Origin of the sequence: Amycolatopsis speibonae, assembly GCF_042647925.1 — a bacterium.
GTDB classification, from domain to species: Bacteria; Actinomycetota; Actinomycetes; order Mycobacteriales; family Pseudonocardiaceae; genus Amycolatopsis; species Amycolatopsis speibonae.
This window is the reverse complement of sequence record NZ_JBHRWK010000105.1, coordinates 123,691-141,868: the sequence shown is the minus strand read 5'-3', so window position 1 is coordinate 141,868 and position 18,178 is coordinate 123,691. Positions and strand designations below refer to the sequence as shown.

Genomic DNA, 18,178 nt, shown 5'->3' with positions numbered 1-18,178 from the left:
GACCTCGTGAGTGGCAAGTGTCGTTCTAACCCCACTTGCCACTCACGAGGTCCTGTACCGAGGCGCCACCGCCGCGCCTCTCTCTTCCGCATTCAGAGGACTAAACGCGGGAGGGCGTCAGGAAGCGGGAGCCTCGATCAGTGGCCCGCTCACCCCGGCCTGCTCGTGCGTCGCCATCTCCGCGAGCACCCGCGTCGCCATGAACAGCAGCGGCAGCGCCGCGACGGCGCCCGTCCCCTCACCGAGGCGCACGTCCAGATCCAGGATCGGCTCCAGGTCGAGGTGCTCCAGCGCCAGCGCGTGCGCGGGTTCGCCGCCACGCTGCCCTGCGGCCCACCACTGCCGAGCGCCCGGGACGAGTTCCTCGGCGACCAGCGCGGCCGCGGAGGCGACCAGGCCGTCCAGGATCACCGGGGTCTTCCGGAGCGCGGCCTGGGCGAGGAAGCCCGCCATCGCGGCGATGTCGGCGCCGCCGGAGGTGCGCACCAGCGCGACAGGGTCGGCCAGCACGGTCCTCGCCCGCCGCAGCGCGTCCCGGACCGCAGCGGCCTTGCGCATCCAGGCGTTGTCGTCGATCCCCGAACCGCGGCCGACGACGGCCACCGGTTCGCTGCCGGTCAGCGCCGCGACCAGCACCGAGGCCGGCGTACTGTTCCCGATCCCGAGGTCGCCCGCGATGAGCAGGTCGGCGCCGCCGTCGACCTCGGCGTCGGCGATCGCCCGGCCCGCGCGGAGGGCGGCCCGTGCCTCGTCATCGGTCAGCGCGTCCTCGACGTCGATGGAGCCGGATCCGCGCCGCACCTTGAACTCGCCGATCGATCGTGTGGCGGGGGCGTCGCTGTCGACGGCCATGTCGACGACCCGCACGCTCGCGCCCGCCGACGCCGCCAGCACGTTGATGGCCGCGCCGCCGGTCAGCATGCTGCCGACGAGCTGCGCGGTGACCTCGCCCGGATACGCCGAGACACCCTTCGCGGCGACGCCGTGGTCTCCGGCGAACACCACGACCCGGGGCCGCGTGAACGGACGCGGCGGCGACTGCCCCTGGCAGGCCGCGACCCAGACACCCAGTTCTTCGAGCCTGCCCAGCGAGCCCGCGGGCTTGATCAGTTTCGAGTGCAGCGCGATCGCTGCCGAACGCGCGTGTTCATCCGGCTGCTCGACTTCGGCGAACTCGAGGATTTCGTCGTCCAACGCCCTGCCCCTTCGGATCGCTTCGGTGGCCGCGCCCAACCTACCCACCCGCCTGTGCCAGAGTTGCCTGTGGCTCAGACGAAGGCCGCCGGGGTGGTGCTCGCGAGCGGAGCGGGCACCCGGGTCGGCGCCAAACTCAACAAGGTGTACCTGCCGGTGGCGGGCAAGCGGGTCGTCGCGTGGTCGCTCGACGCCTTCGCCCGGGTGCCCGGTATCGACGTGCTCGTGCTGGTCATCCGGCCGCAGGACACCGAACTCGCGCGAGAGGTGCTCGCCGCGCATCCCGGCGAGGTCGAACTCGTCCACGGCGGTGCGACGCGCCAGGGTTCGGAGCTGAACGCCTTGCGCCACTTGACTTCCCGCATCGAGAGCGGCGAGATCGACGCGGTCCTGCTGCACGACGCGGCCCGCCCGCTCGTCACCCCGCGACTGATCGCGGACGTCCTCGCCGACACGCGGCGGTACGGGGGAGCGGTGCCCGGGGTCGCGGCCGACGACATCGTGCGTGTCGACGGCGACACCGTTTCCGGTGCGCTCCCGGGCGCGATCCGGGTGCAGACGCCGCAGGGGTTCCGCGCCGCCCCGTTGCTGGAGGCGTACGAAACGGCCGAACGGGACGGTTTCGTCGGCACGGACACGTCTTCGTGCATGGAAAGGTTCTCCGCGCTGCCGGTGCGGTGGGTTCCAGGCAGCGCGGAGAACCTCAAGATCACCTACCCGCACGACCTCGTTGTCGCCGAGCAGGTGATCGGCCGAGGTTAGGGATCTCCCTGGCCGGCCTTGGTCCCGTTGGCGGGCAAGATGGTGACCGGCTGGCGCGCCTCCATGGGGATCACGCAGTCCGGATGTGGTTGCAGCAGCTGGATCGGCGCGGCGGCTTCGCCGGGAGCCGGGATGGTGAGCACCGCGCGCAGGGTCCAGTCGGCCGTCGAGTGGTACTGCCACGAGACGAGCGCCGGCCGGAAGACGTCCGTGTCGGCGAGGGTGGCGACCCGGTACGCGGTCGCCCGTTCCTCACCGCGCAGGATGAGGACGTCGGCGCAGGTGTCCCACTGGAACACCGCGGCACAGACTTCGGGCTCCTCCCGGGGGCCGAAGATGTAGACGACCCACCGGCGTCTTCGAAGCTCTTCGAGCAGTTCGTCGATGCTCAGATGGTTCATCGAGCCCCCCAACGGGTTTCGGGAACTCTGCGGAGAGTAACAGGTGTACTAGAGCACCGTCCAGAATGTGTACTAGTACGTAATAATGGGGTGTGAGCAGGATCCTTGGTGCTCGCCCATTGGTGTGCTAGAACGCTTGTGCGCACCGCGCGACCTTGTGAGGAGTCACCTTGCCCGCCGTCGACCGACCTGAACCGCCGTATCTCCAGATCGCGGGAAACATTCGTGACGACATCGTTTCGGGCAGGCTCAAGGAAGGTGACACGGTCCCGTCCGCGCGGGAGATCGCCAGGAACTGGAACGTCGCGATGGCGACGGCGATGAAGGTGCTCTCGACGCTCCGGGCCGAAGGTCTGGTCCGCGCGGTCCGCGGGATCGGGACAGTGGTGCAGACCAGGGCGCTGCACCGCTCCGCGCACGATCGGACGATCTCGATCGCGCGAACCGGCAAGGTCTATCCACCGGGCCACTACGCGAAAATCCGTGAGGCCGGGCTCGTCCCGGCACCGGAGCGGGTGGCCGGCGCCCTCGGCATCGAAGAGGGCGCTCCCGCGATCCGGCGGCGGCGGACCACGTACGCGGGACAGGACGTGCCGGTTTCGACGTCCGTCTCGTGGTTCGACGGCGCTGTCGCGGCGAAGGCGCCGTTGCTGTTCGAACCGGTGCGGATCGTCGAAGGCACGGTCAAATATGTTGCGGACCGGACGGGCCGGGTTCTGACGTCGACTCATTCTCAGCACGCCGCGGGGCTGGCGGGTGCTGCGGAGGCGAAGGAACTCGGTGTGGCCGAAGGTTCGGCGATTTTGTTGAGCCGTAACAGGTTCTTGTCCGCCGGAGGAGACGTACTCGAGTACGGCGAATCGGCGGCATTGCCGGACCACTGGATTTTCTACGAATACAACATCGAGGACGGGGCATGAAGCACATTCACGCGGGTAAGGTCCGGGACCTTTACGAAATCGACGGCGACATTCTGCTCGTCGCGTCGGATCGCGTTTCGGTCTACGACGTCTCGCTGCCGACCCCGATCCCGGACAAGGGCGCGCTGCTGAACCAGCTTTCCGCCTGGTGGTTCGAAAAGATGGCCGACGTGGTGCCGAACCACGTCATTTCCACGACCGACGTCCCGGCGGAATTCGCCGGTCGCGCCACGCGCTGCAAGCCGCTGAAGATGATCCAGGTCGAATGCATCGCGCGGGGCTACCTCACCGGTCTCGGGATGCGCGAGTACCGGCGTGACGGCAAGGTTTCCGGTGTCGAACTGCCCGCCGGTCTCGTCGAGGCCGACAAGCTGCCAGAGCCGATCTTCACGCCCACCACGAAGATCTCCGACACCGGCCACGACGAGTTCATGACCTTCGCCGACGTCGTGAACGAGATCGGCCAGGAGACCGCGGACCGCATCCGGGACCTGACGCTGGAGGTCTACACCAAGGGCGCGGAGCACGCGGCGAAGAACGGCATCATCATCGCCGACACCAAGATCGAATTCGGGTTCGACGCCGACGGCGTGCTGACGCTCGGGGACGAGGTCCTCACGTCGGACTCGTCGCGGTTCTGGCCCGCCGACGACTACGAGCCGGGCCGGACGCAGCACGCGTTCGACAAGCAGTTCGTCCGCGACTGGTCCACGACGACCGGCTGGGACAAGACACCACCCGGCCCCGCCATCCCGGACGAGATCGTCGAAGCGACCCGCAAGCGCTACACCGAGGTCTACGAGAGGATCACCGGGAAGACCTGGGTATCCGGCGGTGACCATGCCTGAACAGCAGGTCTACGACCCGTATCGGCTGATCGACGACGTCGAGGGCCTGCTGATCCAGCGGGGCCACCGGCCGGAGCGGCTCGACGGCCGGACGGGTGACCGTGTCGCCGGCGCGAGCAGGTTGTTGCGGGGCCTGGGAATCGACCCCTTCCGTGCCCCCGGCGACGCCCTCGACCTCGACGGCCAGATCGCGTATCAGGCTCGGGTCCACGGCGACTGACGCACGGAGACCGTCGCATTTAGTCGACTAATTGCGGGAAAAGCGTCCGCAATTAGTCGACTAAATGCGTGCAGGGGGTCAGGGCGAGCGGGTCAGGGTGGGGTCGGTCTCGGTGACGCCGTCGAGGGCCTCGTCGATGGCGGCGAGCAGATCCGCGTCCAGCTTCACGCCGGCCGCCTTCACGTTCTCGTGCACCTGCTCCGGCCGCGAAGCGCCGATGATCGCCGAAGCGACGTTCGGGTTCTGCAGCACCCACGCCACGGACAGCTGGGCCATCGTCAGGCCCGCCTTGTCCGCGAGCGGCTGAAGCCGCTGGACGCGCTCGAGGACGTCGTCGTTGAGGAAGCGGGCGACCATGTTGGCGCCGCCCTTCTCGTCCGTCGCGCGGGAGCCCTCGGGCAGCGGCTGACCGGGCTTGTACTTGCCGGTGAGCACGCCCTGCGCGATCGGCGACCAGACGATCTGGCTGAGCCCCTCGCGCTCGGAAGCCGGGACGACCTGCGCCTCGATGACCCGCCACAGCGCGTTGTACTGCGGCTGGTTCGAGACCAGGGGCACCTTCAGCTCACGCGCGATCGCCGCGCCCCGGGTGATCTGCTCGGCGGTCCACTCCGAGACACCGACGTAGAGCACCTTGCCCTGGCGGACGAGGTCGGCGAAGGCGAGGAACGTCTCTTCGAGCGGCACGGTCCGGTCGAACCGGTGCGCCTGGTAGAGGTCGACGTAGTCGGTGCCGAGCCGCTTCAGCGAAGCGTTCGCCGACTCCATGATGTGCTTGCGGCTGAGCCCCTTGTCGTTGGGACCCTTCGGACCGGTCGGCCAGTAGACCTTGGTGAAGATCTCCAGGCTTTCGCGGCGCAGGCCCTTCAGCCCGCGGCCGAGCACCGATTCGGCGGCCGTGTTCGCGTACACGTCGGCGGTGTCGAACGTGGTGATGCCGACGTCGAGCGCCGCCTTGATGCAGGCCTGGGCCTGGTCCTCTTCCACCTGGGACCCGTGGGTGAGCCAGTTGCCGTACGAGATCTCACTGACATTGAGGCCGCTGCGGCCTAGGCGTCGAAACTCCATGGCGCGACTCTACCCCAGACCGTTAGGCAGGCTAACGACCTGGGTTTCGCCTGGTGAGAGGTCAGACCTTGGCGCCGGGGCTGACCCGCGGCTTGGGGACCCGCAGCTTGCGGATCTGGCTCGCGCGGATGAAGGAATACCAGCCGACGGAGGTGCCCTTGACCGTCTCGTCCGGGAACTTCAGCCGGACCATCTTGGCGATCCGGCGCCCGCTGAGGAAGCCCTCGACGATCATGCCGAGCAGCATCACGGTGCACAGCAGCGTCGCGTACCGCTGCACCTCCGGGTACGGCAGGATCAGCGCGACGAACACCAGGATCGCCAGCGGCATGAACAGGCCGAGCAGGTTGCGCCGCGAGTCGACCAGGTCACGGATGTACGCCTTGACCGGACCGCGGTCACGGGGGAGCAGGTACTTGTCCTCGCCCGCCATCATCCGCTCGCGGCGTTCCTTGGCGGCGTTGCGCTGCTTCGACTTGTACTCCGGGTCGGACTTCGCGGACTTGCGGAGTTCCTTGTTGCGCTTCATCGCCTCCCGCATGGTGGTCGGCGGGGGCGCCACCGGGCCACGGCGCTTGGCTTCGGCCTCACGCCGCTTGGGCGTGGCCTTGCCCTTTCCGGGCGTATACGCCTTGGCCTGGACCTCGACACCCTCGTTGTCGGGCGTCTCGGTGTCCGTCGTGGCGGAGTCTGTGGTGCTACGGCGCAGGAACCTCACCTCACCAGGGTAGTTGCAGGCGTCACGGTGCCACGCACCAGGCCGAGCGATATGTCACCATGGAGGGGAACAGATCGGGACTCCGACGTGTTGGACCATGTGCAAGACGAGTACCCGCAGCGAGTTCGACCAGAGGGAGAACCATGACGACCGCTGAGCAGGCAGCCGCAGCTCAGGCCGAAGCCGCCGAGGAGACCCACGGCGTCACGTTGACCGACGCCGCCGCCGTCAAGGCGAAGGCCCTGCTCGAGCAGGAGGGCCGCGACGACATGCACCTGCGCATCGCCGTCCAGCCCGGTGGGTGCGCGGGCCTGCGCTACCAGCTGTTCTTCGACGAGCGCACGCTCGACGGTGACTTGTTCCGTGACTTCGACGGGCTCCGCGTGGCCGTCGACCGGATGAGCGCGCCGTACGTGTCGACCGCCGTGATCGACTTCGTGGACTCGATCGAGAAGCAGGGCTTCACGATCGACAACCCCAACGCGACCGGTAGCTGCGCCTGCGGCGACAGCTTCCACTGACGCGCGTCGAGGCATGAAGAAGGGCCGCGAACCTCACCCAGGTCGCGGCCCTTCTTCATGCCCGCAGCTCTTCATGACGGACCTCTTCATGACGGAGCGGGATCAGACGTAGGCGTCCAGATCCGCGACCTGGGCGAGGCACCGCTCGTCCACGGTCCAGGGCGGAGCGATCTGCCGGGGCAGGGGCAGGTTCTCGGCCTGGAGGGACGACGGGATGCCGGCGCAGTCGGCGATGAGTTCGCCGATCGATTCCGGTTCGAGGTGATACGCGGAAGTGGTCACGAACGACAAGTTAATGACTCATGTTCGAGTAGGACACCACTACCAACCGGTAGTGTTGATGGCCGTGCCTGAAGCAACCCGTATGGGGCATGACCTGCGGGTAACTTAGCCGTCCTCGCCTTCGCGAGGCCGACCGATCAAGGAGAACCGGTGGCAGACAGCGCCAGGATCGCAGTATCCGGCAGTATCGCAACCGACCATCTCATGCACTTCCCGGGCAGGTTCGCCGAGCAGCTCATCGCCGAGCAGCTGCATCGCGTGTCCCTGAGCTTCCTGGCCGACGATCTCGTTGTCCGGCGGGGCGGGATCGGCGCGAACATCGCCTTCGGCCTCGGCGTACTCGGCAAGCGCCCGATCCTGGTCGGCGCCGTGGGCTCCGACTTCGCCGACTATCGCTCGTGGCTCGAGCGGCACGGCGTCGACACCGCCGGCGTGCTGGTCTCCGACGTCGCGCACACCGCTCGCTTCGTCTGCACCACCGACGAGGACCTCTGCCAGATCGCCACCTTCTACGCCGGCGCGATGTCCGAATCCCGCAACATCGAGCTGGAGCCGGTCGCCGCGCACGCCGGGGAACTGTCGCTCGTGCTGATCAGCCCGGACGACCCCGAAGGCATGGTCCGGCACGCCGAGGAGTGCCGCCAGCGTGGCTACACCTTCGCCGTCGACCCCTCGCAGCAGCTGGCGCGGATGGACGGCGAGCAGGTGCGTGCCTTCATCGAAGGCGCGAAGTACCTGTTCAGCAACGACTACGAATGGGAACTGCTGCTCCAGAAGACCGGCTGGACCGAGGCCGACGTGCTCGACCGCGTCGGCATGCGGATCACCACGCTCGGGGAGAAGGGCGTCGAGATCATCGGCAAGGACGGCCTCTCGCTGCAGGTCGGCGCCGTCCCGGAGCGGGGCAAGGTCGACCCGACAGGCGTCGGCGACGGCTTCCGCGCCGGGTTCATCGCCGGCCTCGACGGCGGGCTCGGCCTGGAGCGTTCGGCGCAGCTGGGTTCGCTGATCGCCGTGCTGGTGCTGGAGACCGTGGGCACGCAGGAGTGGGCGTTCGATCGCGCCGACGTCCTGGGCCGTCTCAAGGAGGCCTTCGGCCCGGAGCCCGCCGAGGAGATCGCGGCGATCCTGCCTGCCTGAGGGACCTGAAGGGGACTTTCCCCGCATGTGATGCAGCGAAGGGGCCCTTCACCGCGTGAGACGCGGTAAAGGGCCCCTTCAGCCTCGTCCGGTCAGGATGGCGGCGACCTCGGCCGGGCGGGACATGTGGGGACAGTGCCCGGCGTCGATCCCGATCGCGGTGACGCCGAGCCGCTCCCTGGCGGCCTGGCGCATCCACTCCGGTTTCAGCGTGCGGTCGCGCGTGGGGACGAGCACCGTCGACGGGATCTCCGGCGCGGGTCCGGCGTGATGTGCCGCGAGCACCGCGGGACTGAACAGCCGCAGGCTGTCCAACGCCAGATGTTCGGTCTCGGGATCGCAATCGTGGAAAAGGAACTCCGACGCCTTCGCGGGATCCGCTGTCGGGTCCACCCCGATCCACTCGGGGGCGAACAGGGCCGGGACCTCGTCGCGCAGGCTCCGCCCACCGGCGAAGTCGGGGATGTAGGCGGCGACCCACACCATCGCCCGCGCGTCGAGCGCTTCGGCGATCGAGGGAAGCAGGACACCCGCCCCGGAATGGGCCACCACGACCGGCCGCTCGCCGTCGTACTGGTCCCGCGCGTGCTGCGCGTAACCCTCGACAGGCAGGTCCGATGGGGTCAGCAGGTCCACCGCGATCGCGCGGTGCCCGGCGGCCCTGAGCAGTTTGGCCACCCGGTCCCAGCCCGCCGGGCTCTGCGTCGTGCCGTGCACGAGGACGAAGTCCATCCGTCCATGCTGGCCTTCACCGGGTCAACGGTGAAGGCCGGCATGTCGAGTCGTGACTAGAGTTTCACCGGGTAGACGGGTTCCGGCACCTCGGGCTTGATGCGGTTCTCGACGAAGATCCCGTGCCACAGCATGAACACCAGCAGCGCCCAGAGCTGACGGCTGCGGTCGAGCTGCCCGGCCTTGTGCTCGTCGAGCAGCGCCAGGACGGCCTTCTTGTCGAGCAGCGCGTCGGTCTGCGAGTCCGCGATGATGCCCTTGGCCCAGTCGTACATCTCGTTGCGCAGCCACAGCCGGATCGGCACCGGGAAGCCCAGCTTGCGCCGGTTCAGCACGTGCGCCGGGATGATCTTCGCCAGCCCCTGGCGCAGCGCGTACTTCGTGGTGCCGTGCGCGAGCTTCTGGTCGAGTGGGATGCTCGCGGCGACCTTGAACACCTCGGAGTCGAGGAACGGCACGCGCAGTTCCAGCGAGTTCGCCATGGTGACCTTGTCGGCCTTGACCAGGATGTCGCCGCGCAGCCAGGTGTAGAAGTCGACGTGCTGCATCCGCGCGACCGGGTCCCAGCCCTCGGAGATCTTGTACCAAGGCGCGGTGACGTCCTTGAAGCCGACACCTTCCTCATACGTGCGAAGCACCTTGCGGAGCTGGTCGTCGCGGAAGTTGCGGGCGTTGCCGTAGTAGCGGTCCTCCAGCGGCAGCGCCCCGCGCCGCAGCAGGTCCTTGCCGCGGGTGCCCTCGGGGATCTTCGTGGAGACCTTGCCGAGGATCTTCCGCATCCCGCCGGGGATCTTCTCGAACGGCGCCAGGGAGATCGGCTCGTTGTAGATGGTGTAGCCGCCGAAGAGTTCGTCGGCGCCTTCGCCGGACAGCACGGCCTTGACGTGCTTACGCGCTTCGCGGGCGATGAACCACAGCGGTACGAGCGCAGGGTCGGCCACCGGGTCGTCGAGGTACCAGACGATGAGCGGCAGCGCCTCCATCATCTCGTCCGGCGACACCGTGCGGACCACGTGCTTCACCCCGATCGCGGCGGCCGTCTCGGCGGCCACGTCGACCTCGGAGTAGCCCTCGCGCTCGAACCCGGTGGTGAACGCGATCAGGTTCGGGTTGTGCTCCTTGGCCAGCGTCGCGGTCGCGGTCGAGTCGATGCCGCCGGAGAGGAACGCGCCGACCGTGACGTCCGGGTCGGAGATCATGTGCTTGCCGACCGAGTCGCGCATCACATCGGCGATGCGCTCGTACAGCGCGTCGGCCTCGGCCTGGCCGTTGACCGGCTTCGCGCTGAACTGCGGGTGGAAGTAGCGGGTGAACTCGACGTCGCCGCCGGGGACCACCCGGAACGACGTGCCGGACTCGACGCGGCGGATCCCGGTGTGCATCGACTCGGGCTCCGGCACGTACTGCAGCACCAGGTAGTGCTGCAGGGCCGTCTTGTCCAGCTCGTCCTCGACGCCGAGCACGCTCGAAAGCTCCAGCAGGCTCTTCTTCTCGCTGGAGAAGGCGACCTTGCCGGGGCCGGCGGCGTAGTACAGCGGCTTGATGCCGAACGGGTCGCGCGCGCCGAAGACGACCTTCTCCTGGGAATCCCAGATCATGAAGGCGAACATGCCGCGCAGCTTCTTCACCGCGTCGTCGCCGAGGTAGTGGTACGCCGCGGCGATCGCTTCGCCGTCACCCTCTGTGGCGAACTTCGCGCCGTGCTCGGCGGCCAGCTCGTCGCGCAGCTCTTTGTAGTTGTAGATCTCGCCGTTGAAGTTCAGCGTGTAGCGCTCGGGCGCTTCCGGCGGACCCCAGATCAGCGGCTGGTGGGCGTGGTCGACGTCGATGAAGGCCAGCCGGTTGAAGCCGTAGACCACCTCGGCGTCGGCCCAGGTGTCGTGCTCGTCGGGGCCGCGGTGCCGCTGGCAGCGCATGGCCGCGTCGACGGCGTCACGGGCGCTCGCAGCGTCGGCTTCGGTCGAACAGATCAGTCCAAGCAGGCCGCACACGTCTAGTTCACACACCTCTTGTTGGCCGAGCGGGGGAGAAGGGCTCAGTATGCCCGGGTGCGGATACACCCGGATGTGGTGGGGGATACGCGAGTTGGGGTTACCCCTTGGTCAGCGTGGCGCCGCAACTCGGCTAGGCTCCGCGTGAACACGAAGATCGGTCTAGGAGGCTCTGGGTGAAAGGGCAAGGCGCAGTGGGAAATCCAGAGCGCACCCCCGTTAAACGGGCTGGTCGCATCGCAGCGCTCGCGGCGCTGGTGATGCTGACCGCGACGGGCTGTTCCGGGGACGAGATCCTCCGCTTCGGCTGGCCGGTCGGGGTGACCCCGCAGGCGCACGACATGCGCACCCTGTGGACGTGGACCGTCGTCGCGGCGCTGACCGTCGGTGTCATCGTCTGGGCGTTGATCTTCTGGACCGCGATCTTCCACCGCAAGAAGAAGAACGCCGACGGCGCGGAAGAGGAACTGCCCCGTCAGTTCCAGTACAACATCCCGCTGGAGCTCTTCACGGTCGTCGTCCCGACGATCATGGTCTGCGTGCTGTTCTTCTTCACCGCGACCACCGAGAACCGCGTGCTCGCCGAGACGGACAACCCGGACGTCACGGTCGACATCGTCGCGTTCCAGTGGAACTGGGAGTTCAAGTACAAGAGCGACTCCAAGAACCACGACGACCCCGAGATCACCACGGTCGGCAGTTCGACCGAGATCCCGCTGCTCGTCCTGCCGACGAACAAGACGATCCAGTACAACCTGCGGTCGGCCGACGTCATCCACTCCTTCTGGGTGCCGGAGTTCCACTTCAAGCGGGACGTCATGCCGGACCCGGAGAAGAACAACCAGGACTTCACCTTCCAGAACTCGATCGACAAGGAAGGTTCGTTCGTCGGCCGCTGCGCCGAACTGTGCGGCACCTACCACTCGGGGATGAACTTCGAGGTCAGGGCCCTGTCGCCGGACAAGTACGCGCAGTACATCCAGCTTCGCGGCACGGTGAACCCGAAGAGCGGCAAGCCGAACACGGCTTCCGAGGCGCTGACGGCGATGAACTGCGGCGACCTGTGCTCGCCCTACGCCGTCACCACCACCCCGTTCAACACCGACCGCACCGCGCGGGTCGCGTCCAACTGACCCGGCTGTTCGAGCCCGAAACAGGAGTGAGGCAACGTCCATGAAGGTCGAAGGACGGATTTTCTTCCTCGTCGCGGTCTTCTCCGTCATCGTCGCGGGTATCTACGCGTACATGACCGGAACGATGACCCGCGACGGCGTCGAGCCGGTCGGTGTGGTGGCCCTGATCCTCACCGGTGGCCTGGCCTTCCTGGCCGGGAGCTACCTGCAGTTCGTGGCGCGGCGCATCGAGCCGCGGCCGGAGGACCGGGAAGACGCCGAGATCAGCGACGGTGCCGGTGAGCTGGGCTTCTTCAGCCCTGGCAGCTACTGGCCGATCGCCCTCGCGGCGGCCGCCGCGCTGACCGGTGTCGCGCTCGCGTTCTTCCACGTCTGGCTGCTGATCATCGCGCTGGGCTTGGTGATCGTCGCCATCGGCGGGCTGGTGTTCGAGTACCACACCGGTCCTAACCACGACTGACGTTCCGACGCCTGAAGCGGCGCCTTGGTCTTCGGACCGGGGCGCCGCTTTTCGCATTCAGTGAACTGAACGCGGGCGGGCTGGGCCGGATGGGGTCGGTGCGTGGCCTTTCAACTCGGTACTTCGCGTGACTGGGTGGGCAACTCTCGTGATCAGACGGGCCACACGCGTGATTGGACGGGCCACACACGCGCGGCCGGGGTCTCGCCGCGTGTGACCCGTCCAGTCACGGGAGTTGCCCGTCCAATCACGCGAAAGCGCCCGACTGTAGGTAGCTGAGACACGCTTGGCCCTTACCCGAATCGCCACTCACGACCCGCTGGACCGACCGGCCACCGCCGCCTGCCCCATTTCTCGCTCCGCATCTGTGGCTTCGGGCTTGGCCGCGCGTTTCGGCGCCAGGGCGGCCGCCAGCACGGCCAGCATCCCCACGCCCTCCGGCCAGGTCGGGCGGTGCCCGTAGGCGAGGATGTCCACCACCACCGCGACCACGGGATAGATGTAGGACAGCAGCGCCACCGTCGTGGTCGGCAGCTTGCCGATGCTCGCGTACATCAGGACGTACATCAGCGCGGTGTGCACCGTCCCCAGCAGGACCAGCCACAGCAGCCCCGAGGTGTCCGTGGGCAACGGCGTGACCAGCAGCGCAGGCGCCAGCACGATCGTGCCCGTCACCAGCTGGACGGCCGCCAGGACGTGCGGGCGCAGGTGTTTGAGCTGCTTCGCGACGAACGAAGCGCCGGCGTAGAGCGCGGCCGCGCCGAGGGCGAGCGCGATCCCCTCCAGCCGCACGGGCTCGCCGTCGGCGCCGTGCGCGGACAGTGAGATGAGCGTCACTCCGCCGAACGCGATCAGCGCCCGGATCAGCTGGCTCTTCGCCATCTTCTCGCCGAGGAACGCTGCCGCGAGACCGACCAGCATCAAAGGTTGCGTGTGATAGACGACGGTGCTGACCGAGATGGACGACAGCGCGTACGACGCGAAGAGCAGCACCCAGTTCCCGACCAGGAACAGCCCGCCGAGGACGGCGAGCAGGAGGTCGCGGCGGGTGAGTGTCCACGGGCGGAGCCAGCCGCGAGCGGCGCTCCACACCAGGAGCAGCAGGCCGCCGACGAGGCTCCTCGCGAACGCCACGGCGGGCGCGTCGGCGCCGCTTTCCAGGACGACGGCGCCGATCGTGCCGGACAGCGCCATCGCGGCCGTCCACTGCAGCAGGGGGTTGTTCTTGTTCATGGGCACCACTTTCGCCCTCGCGCCCGCGCTCGACCAGTGTCAGAGATGACAGTGGCCGCAAAACTTGTGACACACTGCCCGGATGGATGTGAAGAAGGTCGCGGTGGTGCTCGCCGACCAGGTCTCGCCGTTCGAACTCGGTGTCGCGTGCGAGGTCTTCGGCACCGATCGCAGCGCCGACGGCATCGAGGGCTGGGATTTCGCGGTCTGCTCGCCCGGCGGCGGCAACGTCCGGAGCTGGTCCGGTTTCGGGCTCGACGGGCTGGAGAGCCTGGACTTCGCGGCGTCCGCCGATTTGCTGATCGTCCCGACCTGCGCGCCGCGCAGCGCGAGCCCGCCGGAACCGGTCGTCGAGGTCCTGCGCGACGCGGCGAGCCGGGGCGCCTGGGTCGCGGGCTTCTGCGCGGGCGTCTTCTCGCTCGGCTACGCGGGACTCCTCGACGGGCGCAACTGCACCGTGCACTGGGTCTACGAGCAGGAGTTCCGGTCGCGCTTCCCGACGGCGAAGGTCGACCCGAAGGCGTTGTACGTCGACGACGGCGGAATCCTCACCAGCGCGGGGACCGTCGCCGCCGTCGACCTCTGCCTGCATCTGGTGCGCGAACTGCGCGGGGTCGCCGCGGCCACCACGCTGGCCAGGCGGATGGTCGCGGCACCGCATCGGGTCGGCGGGCAGGCGCAGTTCGTGCAGGCGCCGGTGCCCGAGACCGCCGCGCCGGACGACACCGTGCTCGCCGAGGCGCTCGAATGGATCGAGCGGCGGCTGGATCAGCCGTTCACCGTCGCGGAGCTCGCCCGTCGCAGCGGTTTGGGGGAACGTACGTTCCTGCGACGGTTCTCGGCGGCCACCGGGACGACCCCGCACCGGTGGCTCACCGAACGCCGTCTCGATCGCGCGCAGTCGTTGCTCGAAGAGGGTCGACTGTCCATTGAGGACATCGCGGTCGCGTGCGGATACGCCTCCGCCGCGGCGTTGCGGCACCAGTTCGGCAAGCTGCGCGGAACCAGTCCGAGCGCCTACCGCAAGACGTTTTCCGTCGGCTAGAAGGAGATCTCCTGTCCGACGGTGACCTGGACATGATCGGGGACCTCGTCGTGCTCGTCGCCGACGGAGAGCGTCCCCGTCGGCTCGAACAGCAACAGCTCCGCACCCTCCACTGAGGACGGTTTGTGAAAGGTCCCGCGCGGGACGACGAACACCGAGCCGCGCGGCAGCGTGACGACCCGTTCGCCCGCCGCCTCGCGCAACGCGATGTCCAAGGTGCCGTCGAGGACGAGGAAGAACTCGTCGGTGTTCTCGTGGACGTGCCAGACGTGCTCACCCGCGACCTTGGCGAGCCGGACGTCGTAATCGTTGACGTGGGCGACGATCCGCGGGCTCCAGATCTCGTCGAATCCGGCCAACACGGTCTTCAGGTCGATCGGCTGCTTGCTCATGAGCCGATCCTGGCCACTGGACCGGTCGAGCGGTGAGTGCTAGGAATCGCATATGTCGCATGATTCCTCGCACGAGGTCGCCGTCCTGGTCGACGAGGGGTCCAATCCCTTCGAAATGGGCGTCGCGACCGAACTCTTCGGCCTGCGGCGGCCGGAACTCGGCCGGCCTTGGTACGGCTTCACGCTTTGCGCGGCCGAGCCGTCCGTGCGCATGCACCTGGGGATGTTCACCCTCACCGGGGTCGCCGGGCTCGAAGCGTTGAAGGCCGCGGACACGGTGATCGTGCCCAACCGGCCCGATCCGGAGAGCCCGGCGCGGGAGCCGGTGCTGGCGGCCATCCGCGCCGCGGCCGCCCGGGGTGCCCGGCTGGTGAGCTTCTGCACCGGCGCCTTCACCCTCGCGCAGGCGGGCGTCCTGGACGGGCGGCGCGCGACGACGCACTGGAAATGGGCCGAGCGGTTCCGCGAGTCGTATCCGGACGTGCTGCTGGAGCCCGACGTCCTCTTCGTCGACGACGGCGACATCCTGACCGCGGCGGGCAGCGCGGCCGCGCTCGACCTGGGATTGCACCTGATCAGCCGCGACCACGGCGCCGAGATCGCCAACGCGGTGAGCAGGCGGCTGGTGTTCGCCGGGCACCGCGACGGCGGCCAGCGGCAGTTCGTCGAGCGCCCGCTGCCGCCGGTTCCCGACACCTCGCTGGCGCCGGTGCTCGAATGGGCGCGCGGACGGCTGGACCGGCCGCTCACCGTCGCCGACCTCGCCGCGCGGGCGGCGGCCAGCCAGGCGACGCTGCACCGGCGGTTCCGGGCCGAACTGGGGACGACGCCGCTGGCCTGGCTCACCACGGAACGGATCGCGCTGGCGTGCCGGCTGATCGAGCGCGGGGAGCAGCGGCTGGACTCGGTGGCGCGGGCTTCGGGTTTCGGTACCGCGACGAACCTGCGCACCCAGCTGCGGCGGGCTACCGGGCTGACGCCCACGGCTTACCGGGCGCGGTTCAGTACCGCTTCGTAGCGCCCCTCTGGATGTCATGAAAGGGTCGTTCAGGACAAAATTTGTCCTGAACGACCACTTCATGACACTTGCGAGAGGGGACGGAGGGTCAAGCGAAGGCGATCCACCGGTTCAGCAGGTCGGCCGCCGCACCCGAATCGATCGCCGAGGCCGCCCGCGTGAGCCCGGCCGCCAGATCGTCTTCCAGCGACCCCGAGAATCCGGTGAAAGCCGCCAGCGCGGCCGCCGAGTTGAGCAGGACCGCGTCCCGCACCGGCCCGGCCTTCCCGGCCATCACCTGCCGGAACACCTCGGCGTTGTGCGCCGCGTCGCCGCCGCGCAGGTCGTCCGCGGTCGCCCGGGCGATCCCCAGTGCCGAAGGGTCGAAGCTCCGCTCCGTGATCTCGCCGCCGGAGACCACCCACACCGAACTGGTGGTAGTGGTGGTGATCTCGTCGAGCCCGTCGTCGCCGCGGACGAGCAGCACGGTCATCCCGCGCCGCGCGAACACCTCGGCCAGCACGCGGGTCTTGTCCTCGTACGCGCAGCCGATCAGCGAACTGCGCGGTTGCGCGGGATTGGTCAGCGGGCCCAGCAGGTTGAACGTCGTCGGCACGCCGAGCTCGCCGCGCGTCGGACCGGCGTGGCGCAGGGCGGGATGGAACTTCGGCGCGAAGCAGAAGCCGATGCCCAGCTCGTTCACGCTGCGCTGGACCGTCTCGGGCGGCAGGTCGATGGTGACGCCCAGCTCCTCCAGCACGTCGGCGGCGCCGGACTTCGACGACGCGCTCCGGTTGCCGTGCTTGGCCACCGGGGCGCCGGCCGCGGCCGTCACCACCGTGGCCATGGTGGAGATGTTGACCGAGTTGGACCGGTCGCCGCCGGTGCCGACGATGTCCACCGACGGCCTGTCGATCGTCACGCGTTTGGCGTGCGCCAGCATGGCGTCGGCCATCCCGGAGATCTCCGCCGGTGTCTCACCCTTCGCGCGCAGCGCGACGGCGAACCCGGCGATCTGGGAGGGCGTCGCCGCCCCGCTCATGATCTGGTCCATCGCCCACGCGGTGTCCTCCTCGGACAGATCCGCGCGCGCGATGAGCTGGTTGAGCAGGGACGGCCAAGTCTTCGCGGCCGCGCTCATCGGCTCAGCCGTGCACGGCCGGCACCCGGCGGGCGCGCAGCACGTCGGCGACCGTCTCGGCGGCGGTCAGCGGGTCGAGCGGGTGGATCAGCACCGCGTCGGCCTGCGACCAGGTCGCCAGCCAGCGGTCGTCCTTGCGCCGGACCGCGACCACGATCGGCGGGCAGTCCTCGATCTCGTTCTTCAGCTGGCGGGTCAGCCCGATGCCACCGGTCGGCTGCGCCTCGCCGTCGAGGATGGCCAGGTCCACGTTGCCCGCGTCCATCTCGACGAGCACCTCGGAGATGCCGGACGCCTCGGTGTAGTCCACCCGGCCGAGGTCGGCGGCGGGCCGGCGGCCGACGGCGTTGATGATCGCCTCGCGTACCTCCGCCTTGTGGCTGAACACCAGGATCCGCATCGCCTGCTCGCCCATGAGCGCGCCTCCGCCTCGTTTAGTCGTGTCGACCCCGCGATGTTATCCGCCATGACCGACATCACGTGGCCGCCCCCGACGGCTGGAGCGCGTCCCAGCCCAGCGAGTCCCCGCCGAACCGCTGCGCGAGGCCCGCCATCCGTGACCGTTCCTGAGCGCAGTGCAGCGCGTCGAGGGTCTGGACGCGCAGAGCGTGCGCCGTCGTGAAGTCTCCGTCCGGACCCTGTTCCCGCAGCTCCCAGCCGTCCTGGGCGAGGATCGCGGCCGCCTCCGCCACCTTTTCGGGCGGAAGTTTCAAGTGATGGCGCAGGATCGCGGGTGCTTCGGCGACCCAAGCGGGTGATCTCGCGAGCACGGAAGAGTCCGCCTCGGCCGGATCGAAGGCCTCCGCGACGATCTCCACGCCGGGCGTGTCGACGGTCAGACCTGGGATCTTCGGCTTCTTGACCAGGTCACGGAGCCGATCTAGTAAACCCATGAGTAGCCCTGTTCCCACTTTCGTTCAGATGTGACCCGACACGCACGCGACTTGCCGTGGACCCACCCGGCGGGCCCCATGCGTGAG

22 protein-coding genes are annotated in these 18,178 nt (G+C 68.6%); 10 read left to right on the top strand and 12 right to left on the bottom strand.

The annotated features are described in order from the left end of the window. Positions 1-117 precede the first annotated feature (117 nt). Positions 118-1,194: a nicotinate-nucleotide--dimethylbenzimidazole phosphoribosyltransferase gene (cobT, locus tag ACFOSH_RS41490; RefSeq protein WP_378246832.1), complete on the bottom strand. Its 1,077-nt coding sequence runs from the start codon at positions 1,192-1,194 to the stop codon at positions 118-120. Positions 1,195-1,287: 93 nt separating this feature from the next. Here cobT and ACFOSH_RS41485 point away from each other — a divergent pair, with 93 nt between their 5' ends. Beyond that, positions 1,288-1,956 (top strand): IspD/TarI family cytidylyltransferase, encoded by a 669-nt coding sequence (locus ACFOSH_RS41485; RefSeq protein WP_378246908.1) that lies wholly within the window; start codon positions 1,288-1,290, stop codon positions 1,954-1,956. Here ACFOSH_RS41485 and ACFOSH_RS41480 read toward each other — a convergent pair. Then, positions 1,953-2,357 (bottom strand): hypothetical protein, encoded by a 405-nt coding sequence (locus ACFOSH_RS41480; RefSeq protein ID WP_378246830.1) that lies wholly within the window; start codon positions 2,355-2,357, stop codon positions 1,953-1,955. The two genes, ACFOSH_RS41485 and ACFOSH_RS41480, sit on opposite strands and share 4 nt — an antisense overlap. A 170-nt stretch (positions 2,358-2,527) precedes the next feature. Here ACFOSH_RS41480 and ACFOSH_RS41475 point away from each other — a divergent pair, with 170 nt between their 5' ends. Genes ACFOSH_RS41475 through ACFOSH_RS41465 form a run of 3 tightly spaced genes read left to right on the top strand, consistent with a single transcriptional unit; the run spans position 2,528 to position 4,345 of the window. Continuing rightward, the gene (locus ACFOSH_RS41475) at positions 2,528-3,277 is read left to right on the top strand and encodes a GntR family transcriptional regulator (protein ID WP_378246828.1); all 750 of its coding nucleotides are present in this window, start codon (positions 2,528-2,530) and stop codon (positions 3,275-3,277) included. Next, positions 3,274-4,125 (top strand): phosphoribosylaminoimidazolesuccinocarboxamide synthase, encoded by an 852-nt coding sequence (locus tag ACFOSH_RS41470; RefSeq protein WP_093938721.1) that lies wholly within the window; start codon positions 3,274-3,276, stop codon positions 4,123-4,125. Before ACFOSH_RS41475 ends, ACFOSH_RS41470 begins: the two co-directional genes overlap by 4 nt. Then, positions 4,118-4,345 (top strand): hypothetical protein, encoded by a 228-nt coding sequence (locus ACFOSH_RS41465; protein ID WP_378246826.1) that lies wholly within the window; start codon positions 4,118-4,120, stop codon positions 4,343-4,345. Before ACFOSH_RS41470 ends, ACFOSH_RS41465 begins: the two co-directional genes overlap by 8 nt. A 78-nt stretch (positions 4,346-4,423) precedes the next feature. Here the strand turns inward: ACFOSH_RS41465 and ACFOSH_RS41460 are convergent, their stop codons facing one another. Next, positions 4,424-5,413 (bottom strand): aldo/keto reductase family protein, encoded by a 990-nt coding sequence (locus ACFOSH_RS41460; protein WP_378246824.1) that lies wholly within the window; start codon positions 5,411-5,413, stop codon positions 4,424-4,426. A 61-nt stretch (positions 5,414-5,474) separates the two neighbouring features. Beyond that, positions 5,475-6,131, bottom strand: a complete 657-nt coding sequence (locus ACFOSH_RS41455; RefSeq protein ID WP_378246822.1) for a DUF3043 domain-containing protein — start codon at positions 6,129-6,131, stop codon at positions 5,475-5,477. Between the two features lie 143 nt (positions 6,132-6,274). On the opposite strand from ACFOSH_RS41455, the gene ACFOSH_RS41450 reads away from it, so the two are divergent. Continuing rightward, positions 6,275-6,652, top strand: coding sequence for a HesB/IscA family protein (locus ACFOSH_RS41450; RefSeq protein WP_378246820.1), 378 nt, complete (start codon positions 6,275-6,277; stop codon positions 6,650-6,652). A gap of 102 nt (positions 6,653-6,754) precedes the next feature. Here the strand turns inward: ACFOSH_RS41450 and ACFOSH_RS41445 are convergent, their stop codons facing one another. Further along, the gene (locus ACFOSH_RS41445) at positions 6,755-6,943 is read right to left on the bottom strand and encodes a hypothetical protein (protein ID WP_101609500.1); all 189 of its coding nucleotides are present in this window, start codon (positions 6,941-6,943) and stop codon (positions 6,755-6,757) included. A 141-nt stretch (positions 6,944-7,084) separates the two neighbouring features. On the opposite strand from ACFOSH_RS41445, the gene ACFOSH_RS41440 reads away from it, so the two are divergent. After that, complete coding sequence (locus ACFOSH_RS41440; protein ID WP_378246818.1) at positions 7,085-8,074, top strand: carbohydrate kinase family protein; 990 nt, start codon at positions 7,085-7,087, stop codon at positions 8,072-8,074. 78 nt (positions 8,075-8,152) lie between these two features. On the opposite strand, the gene ACFOSH_RS41435 is transcribed toward ACFOSH_RS41440, so the two are convergent. Together ACFOSH_RS41435 and asnB are read right to left on the bottom strand one after the other, a co-directional pair. Beyond that, a complete protein-coding gene (locus ACFOSH_RS41435; protein ID WP_378246816.1) occupies positions 8,153-8,806 on the bottom strand; it encodes an alpha/beta fold hydrolase in 654 nt (217 codons plus the stop codon). Between the two features lie 56 nt (positions 8,807-8,862). Then, positions 8,863-10,797: an asparagine synthase (glutamine-hydrolyzing) gene (gene asnB, locus ACFOSH_RS41430; RefSeq protein WP_378246814.1), complete on the bottom strand. Its 1,935-nt coding sequence runs from the start codon at positions 10,795-10,797 to the stop codon at positions 8,863-8,865. Positions 10,798-10,991: 194 nt separating this feature from the next. Between asnB and ctaC the strand changes: the two genes are divergently transcribed. Both ctaC and ACFOSH_RS41420 read left to right on the top strand, forming a co-directional pair. Next, complete coding sequence (ctaC, locus tag ACFOSH_RS41425) at positions 10,992-11,930, top strand: aa3-type cytochrome oxidase subunit II (protein WP_378246812.1); 939 nt, start codon at positions 10,992-10,994, stop codon at positions 11,928-11,930. Positions 11,931-11,970: 40 nt separating this feature from the next. Beyond that, the gene (locus ACFOSH_RS41420; RefSeq protein ID WP_020630406.1) at positions 11,971-12,390 is read left to right on the top strand and encodes a cytochrome c oxidase subunit 4; all 420 of its coding nucleotides are present in this window, start codon (positions 11,971-11,973) and stop codon (positions 12,388-12,390) included. 309 nt (positions 12,391-12,699) lie between these two features. On the opposite strand, the gene ACFOSH_RS41415 is transcribed toward ACFOSH_RS41420, so the two are convergent. Next, a complete protein-coding gene (locus tag ACFOSH_RS41415; RefSeq protein WP_378246809.1) occupies positions 12,700-13,623 on the bottom strand; it encodes a DMT family transporter in 924 nt (307 codons plus the stop codon). 82 nt (positions 13,624-13,705) lie between these two features. Between ACFOSH_RS41415 and ACFOSH_RS41410 the strand changes: the two genes are divergently transcribed. Next, entirely contained in the window at positions 13,706-14,668 is a 963-nt protein-coding gene (locus tag ACFOSH_RS41410) for a GlxA family transcriptional regulator (protein ID WP_378246807.1), read from the top strand. On the opposite strand, the gene ACFOSH_RS41405 is transcribed toward ACFOSH_RS41410, so the two are convergent. Beyond that, positions 14,665-15,060: a cupin domain-containing protein gene (locus ACFOSH_RS41405; protein ID WP_378246805.1), complete on the bottom strand. Its 396-nt coding sequence runs from the start codon at positions 15,058-15,060 to the stop codon at positions 14,665-14,667. The two genes, ACFOSH_RS41410 and ACFOSH_RS41405, sit on opposite strands and share 4 nt — an antisense overlap. Positions 15,061-15,112: 52 nt before the next feature. Between ACFOSH_RS41405 and ACFOSH_RS41400 the strand changes: the two genes are divergently transcribed. Next, positions 15,113-16,078, top strand: coding sequence for a helix-turn-helix domain-containing protein (locus ACFOSH_RS41400; protein WP_378246803.1), 966 nt, complete (start codon positions 15,113-15,115; stop codon positions 16,076-16,078). An 88-nt stretch (positions 16,079-16,166) separates the two neighbouring features. Here ACFOSH_RS41400 and trpD read toward each other — a convergent pair whose 3' ends face one another. The 3 genes from trpD to ACFOSH_RS41385 form a co-directional block, all read right to left on the bottom strand. Beyond that, positions 16,167-17,198: an anthranilate phosphoribosyltransferase gene (gene trpD / locus ACFOSH_RS41395; protein ID WP_378246801.1), complete on the bottom strand. Its 1,032-nt coding sequence runs from the start codon at positions 17,196-17,198 to the stop codon at positions 16,167-16,169. A 4-nt stretch (positions 17,199-17,202) separates the two neighbouring features. Then, a complete protein-coding gene (locus tag ACFOSH_RS41390) occupies positions 17,203-17,613 on the bottom strand; it encodes a hypothetical protein (protein ID WP_378246799.1) in 411 nt (136 codons plus the stop codon). Positions 17,614-17,674: 61 nt separating this feature from the next. Continuing rightward, entirely contained in the window at positions 17,675-18,091 is a 417-nt protein-coding gene (locus ACFOSH_RS41385) for a hypothetical protein (protein ID WP_378246797.1), read from the bottom strand. Positions 18,092-18,178 lie beyond the last annotated feature (87 nt).